The sequence below is a fragment of the Sporosarcina sp. So3-204 genome (genome assembly GCF_058068165.1).
In genome coordinates this window covers 1,220,040-1,232,476 of sequence record NZ_CM176485.1, presented here as the reverse complement: position 1 = coordinate 1,232,476, position 12,437 = coordinate 1,220,040, and the positions used below count along the sequence as shown (strand labels likewise).

13 protein-coding genes and 1 pseudogene are annotated in these 12,437 nt (G+C 35.2%); 5 read left to right on the top strand and 9 right to left on the bottom strand.

The annotated features are described in order from the left end of the window. Positions 1–37 precede the first annotated feature (37 nt). Positions 38–1,732, bottom strand: a complete 1,695-nt coding sequence (locus tag AC3RV6_RS05945) for a methyl-accepting chemotaxis protein (RefSeq protein ID WP_489748534.1) — start codon at positions 1,730–1,732, stop codon at positions 38–40. Between the two features lie 322 nt (positions 1,733–2,054). Next, positions 2,055–2,426 carry a winged helix-turn-helix transcriptional regulator gene (locus tag AC3RV6_RS05940; RefSeq protein WP_489748533.1) on the bottom strand — a complete coding sequence of 124 codons (372 nt, stop codon included), beginning with the start codon at positions 2,424–2,426 and terminating at the stop codon, positions 2,055–2,057. Between the two features lie 138 nt (positions 2,427–2,564). Between AC3RV6_RS05940 and AC3RV6_RS05935 the strand changes: the two genes are divergently transcribed. After that, complete coding sequence (locus AC3RV6_RS05935) at positions 2,565–3,191, top strand: nitroreductase family protein (protein ID WP_489748532.1); 627 nt, start codon at positions 2,565–2,567, stop codon at positions 3,189–3,191. Positions 3,192–3,277: 86 nt separating this feature from the next. Here the strand turns inward: AC3RV6_RS05935 and AC3RV6_RS05930 are convergent, their stop codons facing one another. Beyond that, a complete protein-coding gene (locus AC3RV6_RS05930) occupies positions 3,278–3,460 on the bottom strand; it encodes a hypothetical protein (RefSeq protein ID WP_489748531.1) in 183 nt (60 codons plus the stop codon). Between the two features lie 239 nt (positions 3,461–3,699). Between AC3RV6_RS05930 and AC3RV6_RS05925 the strand changes: the two genes are divergently transcribed. The 3 genes from AC3RV6_RS05925 (at position 3,700) to AC3RV6_RS05915 (ending at position 7,557) form a co-directional block, all read left to right on the top strand. After that, positions 3,700–5,292: a PucR family transcriptional regulator gene (locus tag AC3RV6_RS05925; RefSeq protein WP_489748530.1), complete on the top strand. Its 1,593-nt coding sequence runs from the start codon at positions 3,700–3,702 to the stop codon at positions 5,290–5,292. A 102-nt stretch (positions 5,293–5,394) separates the two neighbouring features. Beyond that, a complete protein-coding gene (locus tag AC3RV6_RS05920; RefSeq protein ID WP_489748529.1) occupies positions 5,395–6,237 on the top strand; it encodes a tyrosine-type recombinase/integrase in 843 nt (280 codons plus the stop codon). Between the two features lie 249 nt (positions 6,238–6,486). After that, a complete protein-coding gene (locus AC3RV6_RS05915) occupies positions 6,487–7,557 on the top strand; it encodes a proline dehydrogenase family protein (protein ID WP_489748528.1) in 1,071 nt (356 codons plus the stop codon). Here AC3RV6_RS05915 and tnpC read toward each other — a convergent pair. The 3 genes from tnpC to tnpA are packed head-to-tail and all read right to left on the bottom strand — an operon-like array spanning position 7,494 to position 9,791. Further along, positions 7,494–9,083 carry an IS66 family transposase gene (tnpC, locus tag AC3RV6_RS05910; protein ID WP_489746067.1) on the bottom strand — a complete coding sequence of 530 codons (1,590 nt, stop codon included), beginning with the start codon at positions 9,081–9,083 and terminating at the stop codon, positions 7,494–7,496. The genes AC3RV6_RS05915 and tnpC overlap by 64 nt on opposite strands. Positions 9,084–9,121: 38 nt before the next feature. Then, a complete protein-coding gene (gene tnpB / locus AC3RV6_RS05905) occupies positions 9,122–9,478 on the bottom strand; it encodes an IS66 family insertion sequence element accessory protein TnpB (RefSeq protein WP_489746066.1) in 357 nt (118 codons plus the stop codon). Continuing rightward, positions 9,468–9,791, bottom strand: a complete 324-nt coding sequence (gene tnpA / locus AC3RV6_RS05900) for an IS66 family insertion sequence element accessory protein TnpA (protein WP_489746065.1) — start codon at positions 9,789–9,791, stop codon at positions 9,468–9,470. Before tnpA ends, tnpB begins: the two co-directional genes overlap by 11 nt. Before the next feature lie 202 nt (positions 9,792–9,993). Here tnpA and AC3RV6_RS05895 point away from each other — a divergent pair, with 202 nt between their 5' ends. Beyond that, positions 9,994–10,491, top strand: coding sequence for a kinase (locus tag AC3RV6_RS05895; protein ID WP_489746057.1), 498 nt, complete (start codon positions 9,994–9,996; stop codon positions 10,489–10,491). An 831-nt stretch (positions 10,492–11,322) separates the two neighbouring features. Here the strand turns inward: AC3RV6_RS05895 and AC3RV6_RS05890 are convergent. From AC3RV6_RS05890 to AC3RV6_RS05880, 3 genes and pseudogenes are all read right to left on the bottom strand, one after another. Next, positions 11,323–11,712: pseudogene (locus tag AC3RV6_RS05890) on the bottom strand (T7SS effector LXG polymorphic toxin); the annotation flags it as partial. Positions 11,713–11,742: 30 nt separating this feature from the next. Next, a complete protein-coding gene (locus AC3RV6_RS05885) occupies positions 11,743–12,222 on the bottom strand; it encodes a DUF2247 family protein (protein ID WP_489748527.1) in 480 nt (159 codons plus the stop codon). Between the two features lie 12 nt (positions 12,223–12,234). Further along, the gene (locus AC3RV6_RS05880) at positions 12,235–12,402 is read right to left on the bottom strand and encodes a hypothetical protein (protein ID WP_489748526.1); all 168 of its coding nucleotides are present in this window, start codon (positions 12,400–12,402) and stop codon (positions 12,235–12,237) included. Positions 12,403–12,437: the final 35 nt, after the last annotated feature.

Below are 12,437 nucleotides of genomic sequence, written 5' to 3'. Positions count from 1 at the left end.
AAGGCCTCTGCCGAATTCGCAAAGGCCAAATTTTTATTTATAATTTAAATCGTTGCACCAGTCGGTTTAATTCTTCAGCTAGTTTCGCTAAATCATTTGAACTATTAGCTACTTCTTCCATTGCACTACTTGCTTCTTCAGACGATGCAGATGTTTCTTCAACTCCTGCTGCCGACTCTTCGGAAATTGCGGCAATCTCTTGAATAGAACCACTCATTTCCTGGCTATTTGCAGCCATTTCAGATAAATTATTTGAAACAATGCCAATTCTGTCTGCCATTTCAACGACAGCTAAACTAATATTTTTGAATGTTTGACCTGTTGATTCAATTTGATTTGTACCTTGTTCTACTTCTTTATATCCCTCAAGCAAAGAGGATGCCACAAGGCTTGATTCACTTTGAATTCTGTCGACGATTTCTGTGATATTTGTAACAGATACAGAGGATTGTTCGGCAAGCTTTCTTACCTCATCCGCAACTACCGCAAAACCTTTTCCATGTTCTCCAGCACGGGCAGCCTCGATGGCAGCATTTAGTGCTAATAGATTGGTTTGTCCTGCGATATCTTGAATAACAGAAACAAGTTCAGATATTTCTTGAGCATGTTTATCTAACCCTTCAACTTTACGAACAGCTTCATGCACTATATGATCAATTACAACCATTTGCTCAGTAGATGATTTCATTAATCCGCTACCTTCGTTTGTCAATTCAAGTACAGCATTTGAAGAATTTTGGATATAGTCTCCGTTTTCATTAGCATCAATCACTTTTGTGACAAACGACTCCATCATTAAGGAAATGCTACTAGCGTTATTAGCCTGAGACTCCGTGCCTGTTGCTAAATCCTCCATCGTAATCGAAATTTGTTCTGTACTGGCTTTAACTTCATTTGCAGATTGGGTAAGTTCTTCACTTTGACTTGAAACAGTTTCTGATACGGTATTAATTTCAGTTAACAAATTACGTGTATTATCACTCATTTCATTTGTTGCTGCAACGAGTTCTCCTACCTCATCTCTTAACTTCGTTTCTAGCGCTTCGTTACTTAAATCACCTGTCGCTATTAATCCCATTCGATTCATAACAACACGTAGTGGTTTTGAAATTGAATTAGACGTGAAGAATGCGATGATCATGCTTAGTAAAGTAATTACTAGTACGAGAATAACCACAAAAATCAAGGTATTTTTTCCGCTATCCAATATTTTTTGCTGACTGCTTATAATATCTTCTTGCCTATTTACCGCTAAAGCTTCATAGCTAGCCATAACTTCACGAGCAATTACCGTCGCTTCCAAAAGATTCTTCATTGCTAATTCTTCATTACCTTTTTCATACACTTCAAAAACTTCACTTACAATATAATCATTCCACTCAAGTGCTTTCTTCCTATTACTTTTAAATTCATCAGTAGCTCCAATTGATTCTACGATATCTGCATTTACTTTTGCTATCTCAACGTTTTCTAAAAAAAGATCTTTATAACCGCTTTCTCCAGTAATTATATAACCGCGTGAAGTTCCTACTCTGTTAGCCATTGAAAGGGCTAATTGCTCATTTGCAATTAAACTTGGCAAATCACTTTTAATTACAACTTCTGTGTTTTTATTTATATCACTTATAATTAATACAATGAAAGCACCTAGTACTACAATTAATAAGACTACAATAGAAAATCCAAACATCATTTTTCCTTTAATACTTTTAAAATTCAACAAACCGCTCATCCTGACACCTCTTCATTTTTTTTTAACATAATCACTTTTCAATTTATCCTAATATGTAAATTACGTTTTTTTCCTCCTTAAAGATTCATTGCATTCATAACAGTACTATATCAATAGTAATTTTCCTTATGACTCAATAAAGTAGTCTTACTTGACCTTTATCGTCATATTCACCTAATTCTTTAGCATAAAAAATTATTATATAGGAAAAACTTTAATCATCGAAGTAAGCCCAATTAATGAAAAAAAAGAAGCTGCCTATATCGTTATTAGGCAGGCTCCACAATAATTTATTTCTAGCTTATTATTTACATTTTCAAATCTATCTTTGGTTAATACCCGTATGACAGCCATGTGACTTTACCCACTTGATAATGGCATTGATTGGATCTTCTAGCTCAATACCCGTCTGAGTTAGCTCATAAGTCACTTTTCTAGTCATAGAATCAGAAACGAGTTTAATGACAATTCCATGCGTTTCCAGTTCCCGTAATCTTGCTGTTAATAACCTGTCAGATATTTCCGGAATACTCTCTAATAATTCATGATAACGCTTTGGTCCATTCAATAATTGATAAATGATGATACCCATCCATCGTTTACCTATAAATTCAATTGTTGCATGGAAGCTATCACAAATTGTAAGACCATTTTCCAATAGTGCTGGTTGAATTAAGTTGTCTTTTTTCTCCATAGCTATAACCTCATTTGTTTGATACTTAAATATTAACATAAAAATTCTTGACAAACAAACTTACTAATAGTAACCTGTAAACAAACTTACTAATAGTAAGCTTATTAACAAACTAGAAACATCAAGGGGAGTCCAATTATGGAAACAAAATATGGTCAATTATCAGAAATCATACACGAACGTAAATCCGTTAGAAAGTTCGATTCTTCGTATAACATTTCGAAAGAAGAGATTGCAGAGATGTTAGTCGAAGCAACAGAAGCACCTTCATCAAGTAACCTACAACCTTGGAGATTTATGATTATCCAAGATCAAGATATCAAGAAAAAAATTAAAGAATTCTCATTTAATCAACAACAAATGGAAACTGCTTCAGCTATTATTGCAGTAATTGGCGATACAGAAATGTATCATAATATCGATGAAATTTACCAATCCAACTTTGAGGCAGGCAATATTGATGCAGCTAGTTTGGAAATTCAAACGAATAATGCTAAATCCTCGTATCCGTTTGCACCGAAAGAAGCTTTATTAAATATCGCCGCTTTTGATGCTGGCTTAGTCTCTATGCAACTGATGCTAATCGCTAAAGCAAAGGGTTATGACACAGTTCCAATGGGTGGTTTTGATAAACAACAGTTTGCGGAAGCATTCGAGTTGGAAGATCGGTATGTGCCATTAGTTCTCATTGCATTAGGAAAAGCTGCAGCACCTGCTTACAATTCAACAAGATTACCATTAGAAAAAATCGCCACATTTATTTAATAATAAATAACGAAAAGCCCATCAATAAATTGATGGGCTTTTCGTTATTTTATTTCGATACTTCTATATAGATACATGAGTGTCAGTTAGTCGAATTTAGCAATATGGTTTTTTCCAAAAAAGAATGTAACTGCAACCATAGTAGCGATAGTAAGTACCGTCACTAAGCCCATAATAACACCTTCAACATCAACACCAACTTTAACAATACTCAAAATTCCGCCTAATACAATCCCAGTCACCAAAGCCATAATAACTATTTTCAACAAAACATTTCACCCTTTCTATTTTTTTATCTTTTATGTGGTTGTTACATTTCATTATGAATAAAACGATTGAGAACATTTCTCAACTTAATAATAACTCAGATGAGAATCTTTATCAACATAAAACTTTATATTTTTAATACTTTTTTTACATTCTGTGACAGACATTAATGATAACCTGTATAATTAGCTCTAGAATAAATTGTTTCTATATATGCTTAATTCGGAAGGTGTGTAAGGTAATGCAAGTACAAGATTTGATAGATATGCCGGCATTCAAGAATTTTACTGTGCTTGCTGGTGAAAAAGGACTTAGTAAAACCGTGAATACGGTTACCGTAATGGATGCACCTGATTTACATACATGGATAAATGGCGGTGAGTTCATACTCACATCCGGTTTTATCATTAAAGAAAACCCCGAATTATTTAAGAATATAATCATCGAGGTTGAACAAGCTGGAGCTGCAGCTATAGGTATTAAATTAACTAGATTTATTCATGAACTCCCAGAAGAAGTTGTAAACATCGCTAATCACCTAAATATACCCATTATCTCACTACCCCATAACTTTGCTTTTACTGATGTTATTCATCCCGTTTTATCAGAAATAATAAATGATCAAGCAAAAAGATTACTATTCTCGCAAAAAGTTCACCAGTCTTTCACAAAACTTGTAATTGATGGCGGTGGAGTTGACCAGATCATTCAAACACTTGGAAGCATCTTGGAATTAAATATAGCTTATTATGATACTTACTTTGAAAAAACATACAGAAGCGATTACCAATCTATAATTACTAACACGATAGTAAATGAAAACTTAAGTGATATCTTGGCTAAATGTTATAGTTATGCAGTAAAAATTGATAATAAAAACTATGGCTATATCATTTTGGAGAAGGATTTCCAGCACGAGCAATCTTTTGACTATATTAAAATTGCAATCGAGCACGCAACAACCGTTATTAAACTTAATATTCAAAAGCATATTTCGAACATTCAAATCGAAGAAAGATATCGTGATGAGTTTGTACAAGATTTAATATTAAATAATATTAATTCCTTAGAGGAAATTCAAAATCGAGCCCAATTATATGGATGGAATATAGAAGGAAATACGATAGTAATTGTTGTTGATATTGATAACTTTAAAGAAAAATACTTAAAATTAAATACTGAAATCGATAATTATACTTTGGAAGAAACAAAGAACCATATTTTTAAAGATGCAAAAAACAAAGTAAATGAATTCTTCAGAGATACAATTTACACGAACTTCAGCGACAGTATTATTTTTATCATTAAACCTGGTTCGTTAGATGCTTATGAATTTAAAGAGACTCTTAATAAACTTGGACTCCAAATTCGAAATCTCATGAATAAAAAGTATAAATATACTATTACCATAGGTATTGGACAAGTAAAGAACTCCCCTACCGATATTTACTTAAGTTATTCAGAGGCCAAAAAAGCGATAAAACTTTCTCGGATGGTATATAAACAAAACCAAACTTCTTTTTATGATGATTTAGGCGTGATTAAACTTTTTGAAAATGCGACACCAGAAATTATGAAAGAATATTGGATTACATACTTGGAAAAATTACTTGAACATGACAAAATCACTAAATCACAACTAGTCCCCACATTAGACTCTTTGGCGAAAAATGATTGGAATTTAAAAGTGACAGCTAATGAGTTGTTTATCCATTACAATACAATGAAGTATCGATTCCAAAAAATATGCGAGGTGCTCGGGAAGGATTTCAAACAAGCAGAGGATAAATTAAACGTCTCTATTGCTTTAAAACTACTTAAAATATCGACTTGATAAAAATTCTTTTTTGTACTATTTTCGTTGAATAAAAGAGTAGCTCTATTGGTCATACTATGATTCAAATCAATTGATTTATAGTATAGGAGTGTGGAAAACATGTTATTGTCGCAAATATGGGATAGTTATAAGTTTGATAAAAAAATTGAGGGATATTCTCCTCTCACCTTGAAAATGTATGGTTATCAATGTGATCTAATCATTCGTTATTTCGGTGATATAAGTTTAAATATACTCACAACAAATGAGCTAAAAAAATACTTAAGCGAATCAGGTGAACATTTAAAACCTTCAAGCTTGGGGCATCGTATACGCTTCATTAGATCATTGTTTAAATGGTCACATGAGGAAGGACATATCTTAACAAATCCAGCAGCCAAGTTAAAAGAGCCTAAGTTGGGTAAGCGGATTCCAAAATTCCTAACAAAGCATGAAATTGAACTCCTTAGGGAAGGTTGTCAAACGAATATGGAAAAAGCTTTGTTTGAATTCTTTTATTCCACTGGCTGTCGCATTGGGGAAGTTGCGAAGTTAAATAGAGATGATATTAATTTCGTGGAAAACTCTGTAATCGTGCTTGGGAAAGGGGATAAGGAAAGAGAAGTTTATTTTAACATCCGCTGTGCGATTTGGTTAAAACGATATTTAGATGAACGTGAGGATGACGAATCCTGCTTATTTGTTACAGTGCGTAACCCTAAACGACGGATGAGTGTTGATACTTTGAGATATATCATAAAGCGAATTTCAAATCGTACTGGACTTAGAAAGACAATCCACCCACATCAATTACGACATAGTTATGCGACTCACCTCGTAAACAACGGAGCCCCCCTTGAAATAATTCAAAGCCTACTTGGTCATGAAAAGAGTGAAACAACAAGGATTTATGCTCATCTCAGTGGGAAATTAAGATATGATCTTTATAGTAGGTATTTTTAGCATAATCAACAATGCAGATTATGCTCATCATTTAAACGATTTAACAAATAATTGACTAATAAATTCTGGGGGAATTATATGAGAAGTCAAGATATTAAAATTAATGAATGTTATACTTGTTTTAAGTAGTCACTGTTTTCAGTAAAGTTATTATGCCGCAAACGGGCCATTAACTTGAATACAGTTGTGCAAGAATTGGCGGTTTTTATTGAAAAGGAAGAAATTTTAAATGAAAAGGTGGGCGTAAAAATGACTTTTACTACAGAAGAAAAACAATTTGCAGACGCATTGAAATCCATTGCACGAAATTTGGAGATAAATGAATACATTCAACAATCAAACGAACTTTATCCATTGTTTCAGAAGTCAGCTAAAAGATTTGTAACAGGTGAAACAAAAGAAGATGGATTGGCTATCGCTAAACAGCTTATACATAGAGGGTATCGTGTTTCTTTAGAATTTATTGGGGAAAACACGGCTGACAAGGAAAAATGTATCCAAGCTAAAGACGAATTTTTATCCTTAATAAAAGAATGTGGAAATCAAGGTTTAAACTCTCGTATTTCCTTTGACTTATCGCATATAGGTTTGTCTGTTAATCCCGAACTTGCCTATCAAAACCTTTTGGAAATGGCTGAAGAAGCAAAAAGTTATAATTTGTCGCTGATGATTAGTATGGAAGAGTCGGGTAAAACTGATCAAATACTTTCAATTTATAAAAGAATTGGAGCCGAATATTCGAACGTTGGGATTACACTTCAGGCCCAATTATATAGAACACTTAACGACCTTAAGGAACTACTTGAATATCCTGGGGCAATCCGTATTGTTAAAGGAGCATTTCAAGAGCCTTCGGATATTTGTATCCCTCGTTCCAAAGAGTTAAATGAACGTTATCTTGAATTAGTGGATTTGTGCGTGGAGGCAGAACATCCGGTTTCAATTGCTTCGCATGATGAAGCTATATATAAGCAAGTTACTGAACATGGTTATTTAAAAAATCCATATGTAGAAGCAGAAATGTTATACGGAATTCGTCCCAATCTTTGTAAAAAACTTAAAGATGACGGACTTCCTGTTAGTGTTTATCTAACATATGGAAGTGAGTGGTATTTATATCTCACCCATAGAATAGCTGAATACCCACCGAATATTTATGCTGCCATTACAGATATGATCAAGGGTGCAGAATCCCCTATCCAACGTAAGCGTCAAATAGCGCCCACCTGTCTTTCAGGGGGCGCATATTATATGCTTTATTTAGTTTTATTGGGAACGTGGCAATCTGCTGGTAGGGTCTCCGACCATGGAAGCAGTTGATCTAGTGCCTTTGGCTCCTTCAAATCTATTAAAGGAAGCTGTTCAAATACGTAGGTTAAATAAATCAGTGGATTCAACTGATTTTCTTTAGCAGTTTCCACAATGCTATAGGCGATTGCGCTTGCTTTTGCACCTTTCATAGATTGAGAGAATAACCAGTTCTTGCGCCCAATCACGAAAGGTTTGATAGCACGTTCAGCTCGGTTATTATCTATTTCCAAACGCCCATCCTGTAAAAACATTGTAAGGCGTATCCATTGGTTTCTGCAATACTTGATGGCTTGTCCCAACGCACTTTTCGGTGCAACACGTGAGCTTTGCGTTTGTAGCCAGGTTGAAAAAGCATCCAGTACAGGCTGACTGCGTTCAAGTCGTTCTTTATAGCGTTCTTCAGGGGTGTGATCCTTTAGTGCGCGTTCAATCGCGAATAATTGGTTGCAGAAACGAAGCCCTTCTTCTGCCGCGCAAGGTGTTTCCTTGTTTTTTGCTTCTGCTGGCAAGGCCGTTAGGGCCTCATCGAATTTTCGACGCGAATGTGCCCAACACCCTACCAATTTCACCTTCGGTAAATCATTATACCCTTGGTATCCATCGACATGCAGAAATCCCTCAAAGCCTAAAAGGAAAGCTTTAGGATGTTTGGCTGCCCTTGTTTGTTGGTAATCATACAACACAGCGGCCGATGCATCATGCCCCGTCCGATACAACCACATATAGGACTTGGATGTCGCTGGACGTCCAGGTTCGGACAGGACTTGAAGTGTCGTTTCATCCGCATGAAGAACATCCTGCATTAATAAATAGGTGCGGATATGTTCATAAAGATGGATTAGCCAATGAGTTGCCCCGTACATCATCCAGTTCGCTAAAGTCTGACGCGATAAAGGAACACCTAAACGTTCCAATTGTTTTTCTTGTCGATAAAGAGGCATACCTTCGACGTATTTTTGATTCATAATATAAGCCATCGCCGATGGCGATGCTAAACTTCCCGGATACATAGGTGCTGGCATCTTCGCTGTGACAATCGGTGTTTCGGTGCCTTCCCGTTCACAATTCCGGCAACTGTAGACATGGCGTACATGTTTAACGACCTTCACTTGAGCTGGAATGACTTTCAACTCGCGACGTACTTCTGTACTCATTTCATGTATTTGTTCACCGCAACACAAACAAGCCTGTTCCTCATCTGGTAAACGATAGTGAATCGTTTCAGTTGGCAGATTTTCAAGCATTGCTTCGATTTGGCCAGTACGTTTTTTACGACGATAGGTAATCGATTCAAGCGTTGGTTCCTCCACCTTTTCATTCGCTGTGACTTCAGCTTCGTTGAAAAGAGAGAGTGCGAGTTGATCCGGATTGCTTTTTTCACTAGAAGCGCCAAATTTCCGTTGTTGGCTGAGGCGAAATTGTTCTTCTAACCAGTTGAGTTTAGCCTGTAGCGCTTCATTTTGCTTTTCTAGCTCCGCATTTTTCGCTGTAAGTTCTTCAATTGTAGATGAGGTGACCGATGTTGTTTTTTCCATAGTAAAAGAAATTCGACAAGACTCGCCGAATTCCTTTTTTAAATGATGACTTTTGCAGAAACTTTTTTGTGGGCTTGTTTTTGTTCATAAGGCAAGCCATCCAGTAGCCAATTTAATTGTCGATGGCTAATAGATAGTGGTTGTGTGGTTGAACCATTTGGCCACTGGAACAGACCGTTTTCCAACCTTCTGTAGTAAAGCCAAAAACCGTTATGATCCCAATGAAGAATTTTCAGTTTATCGCGGTTCCTATTACAAAAAACAAATAAACTAGGGGAAAACGGATCAAGCTGAAAGCTTTCCTGTACAATGACTGCTAAACCATCAATCGATTTGCGTAAATCAGTATGGCCACAGGCCAAATAAACATGGTTGATTTGCGTTTTACTTAACATTTGTTTGAAGCACCTGAAGAACTTCACCCAAAAGTATAGGATTGAAACCCTCTTCAATTTGAATGGAAATAGCGCCGATTGTAAGTAATAGTGATGTAGTGGAATTACTTTCCTGAATGACTTTATCGAAAGAGATCCATTGAGGAGCTGAATCTGCAGTATCCGTTTGGGGCCAATCCTTTTTGAGCCATGCATACATACTTTGGTAACTGATGTTGTTTTCAGCACACCAGGTCTTGACGCTAGATTCACCACTTGCTTTAAATACATTAATTCGTGCTTGCCACATTTCTCGGCGTGCGTCTCTTGTCATGTAAAAACCTCCTAACTTTTGATCGTAAGGTGATTATCACATATTACGAAAATGGTTAGAAGGTGGGGTGTATTTGACGCTTACTATCCAACTGTATTAAACAATCGGGCGCGATTGTTGCATAAATTTTATGCCATTAACGGGCCATTTTAATAAAGATTAAATATTTAACTTTCATAAATTTTGAATGTGGGGGGGAACTATGGAATCCAAGCTAATTATCATACGAGGAAACTCTGGGAGTGGAAAAACAACGACTGCAAAAAGGCTTCAGAATTATTTGGGGCGTGGAACATTATTGGTTTCTCAAGATGTTGTTCGGCGTGAAATGTTGAGAGTTCAAGATAGAGAAGGGAATCTTTCAATTGATTTGATTCGTCAAATCGCAGCATACGGTAAAGACAAATGTGAATTTATTATCGTGGAAGGAATTTTATATAAAAAACGTTATGGCGAAATGCTGAATAATTTAATACAGTTCTATGATTATAAGGCATATTCATATTACTTTGATTTATCTTTTGAGGAAACAGTCGCACGTCATAACTCGAGAGAAAAAAAGATGGAATTTGGAGAGGATTCTTTACGTGCCTGGTGGAATCCAAATGATTATCTTGATGTGGATGGAGAAATGATATTAACCAATGATATGTCACAAGACGATGTGTTGAAACTGATTTTAAATCAACTGCAAGCGTAAATTGATTATGAAATTTTAATTTGTTTGTTCCAGAATCGTGCCCTTTTTTCACAAAGTGGACTTATTATTTAGTAAAGTATCTTTTTAGTTTTAGAGACAAATTATCTTTCAAAGGAGAAAAGTATGAAGAAGAAAACCATAGTGCTATCATTGTTACTTTTGATTGCGGTGTTTTTTTTATATCGTTTGATAATCTATAATCCTTTTCTTGAAAATACTGTCCTAAAATATTGATGTGATTAATAAAGAACAAAATATAACAACTGGGGAACAATGGATAGTACTTTCAAATGATAAGAAAATCTATATAGAAGATTTTAGTATATGGGCATTAATAGAAGCAAACCGGAACTATACTATTAGATATGATTTAAGGAAAAAGTCTGGAACGTATAAATTAGATGCAATTGTACATGGAGATTATAATGGTTCATTTTAGAACTTATCGTTAAAACGGATATAATATGTTGGGAACTCAGAAATATGTATTGGATTATCGAGTGCGATTGTAGGATTTAAATTACTATATTTATACGCACTTAGTTGATTGGAGTGCAAGACGGCGACTCTGAGAGGATCAGCGGGACAGGTGAAACAACCAACGGGAGCGAAGCGAACGGGTTGGTCCACCGCCCGCCCTCCAGAACGCGTCCGTATGGAACGGAAATCAACGTGTTAGATATTCTACACATGGGCGCGTTTGCTGCATTAGAAATTATTTTTAGGCCCTTCAAAGACCACAAATTCATATGCGAATTTGTGGTCTTTAGCTCTTATATCATACTAACTTTATACTAACGAACAAAACCCGTTATTATAATCAAATATTGGTCAAACGCATTGTTGTACGCAATAATAACTCTGCAACAATCCTTCTATATCTGAAAGCCATGTTGACATTGTTAAAAGAGCATATTCAATCGTTGCTAGTATGTTCGTTTGAGTTACATCGAATTCATTTAAATCATTTACAGTTTGATTACGTTTTCTTCCTGCTTGTATAACACCTTCATGTACTTCACTGTCATCCAAATGCGGGAGCCTAACAATATCTGCGACTTGTCTCATAATATCATTCGCGTCTGTCGTAAGATCACTTGTTATTTCTGAAATCCTTGTGAATCCTTCTTCAACATCGCCCTCCAAAAATCCTTCACGAATAAACCCATTTGTATCAGGTTCTAGGGTATCTAGTTCTAATCCTATTTGGGTAAGTGTTCCTTCAAAATAGTAAAAGGTGCCAGCGTATAGCTAACTAAATTTCACTTTCTCTAACTTCAAAAATTCATCAAACCTTTTTATTAAATTCTCTTTCGTAGTTGGGACTTCTTGAGGCATATAATTAATAAAACTAATCATATCTTCCGGATAGTGATGATTTTCAAAAAACTCCGCAATTTTGTTTAATAATTCGCTATCTTCATTAAAAACTTCTCTTATTTTTGACAAATAAACAAATCTTAGTTTTCTATTTTCATCTTCTATTGTTGTGCATTCTTCATCTAAATGAGGAAAATAATTAGTTTTTATTTCTAACATCACCTTATCTAGATCCTTTATAGATACTCCCCATGCAATTTCATTGACAAACACGCTTTCATCACCAATTCCCATCAATTCTACCGCATAGTCAGAAATAATATCTTTACTAAAATAATTTTCTTTCACACCTACGTAAATAGTTTTCCAGTCATATTTAATCTGTCTCTTTTGTAAATCTTTTAAATTCATATTATACACCTCTTATTTTTGGGGAATCTGATTCGGCGTTCCTGTAATAACACCATTTTCAATGAACCTCCTATGACTCAAATCACCATTCGGTTCAATATTCCATTCAAAAATACCTTTCATACCATTATTACTTCCTTCTACTTGGAAAAACTTTCTATTAACGAGATTTTCCCCCACTAGCGGCAACTCATTAGCAAACCTAGAATAATTAT

What these genes read in the sequence shown, in the direction of transcription:
- AC3RV6_RS05945 (WP_489748534.1), bottom strand. Translation starts at nt 1,732, where the DNA reads ATGAGCGGTTTGTTGAATTTTAAAAGTATTAAAGGAAAAATGATGTTT.
- AC3RV6_RS05940 (WP_489748533.1), bottom strand. Translation starts at nt 2,426, where the DNA reads ATGGAGAAAAAAGACAACTTAATTCAACCAGCACTATTGGAAAATGGT.
- AC3RV6_RS05935 (WP_489748532.1), top strand. Translation starts at nt 2,565, where the DNA reads ATGGAAACAAAATATGGTCAATTATCAGAAATCATACACGAACGTAAA.
- AC3RV6_RS05925 (WP_489748530.1), top strand. Translation starts at nt 3,700, where the DNA reads ATGCAAGTACAAGATTTGATAGATATGCCGGCATTCAAGAATTTTACT.
- AC3RV6_RS05920 (WP_489748529.1), top strand. Translation starts at nt 5,395, where the DNA reads ATGTTATTGTCGCAAATATGGGATAGTTATAAGTTTGATAAAAAAATT.
- AC3RV6_RS05915 (WP_489748528.1), top strand. Translation starts at nt 6,487, where the DNA reads ATGACTTTTACTACAGAAGAAAAACAATTTGCAGACGCATTGAAATCC.
- tnpC (WP_489746067.1), bottom strand. Translation starts at nt 9,083, where the DNA reads ATGGAAAAAACAACATCGGTCACCTCATCTACAATTGAAGAACTTACA.
- tnpB (WP_489746066.1), bottom strand. Translation starts at nt 9,478, where the DNA reads ATGTTAAGTAAAACGCAAATCAACCATGTTTATTTGGCCTGTGGCCAT.
- tnpA (WP_489746065.1), bottom strand. Translation starts at nt 9,791, where the DNA reads ATGACAAGAGACGCACGCCGAGAAATGTGGCAAGCACGAATTAATGTA.
- AC3RV6_RS05895 (WP_489746057.1), top strand. Translation starts at nt 9,994, where the DNA reads ATGGAATCCAAGCTAATTATCATACGAGGAAACTCTGGGAGTGGAAAA.
- AC3RV6_RS05885 (WP_489748527.1), bottom strand. Translation starts at nt 12,222, where the DNA reads ATGAATTTAAAAGATTTACAAAAGAGACAGATTAAATATGACTGGAAA.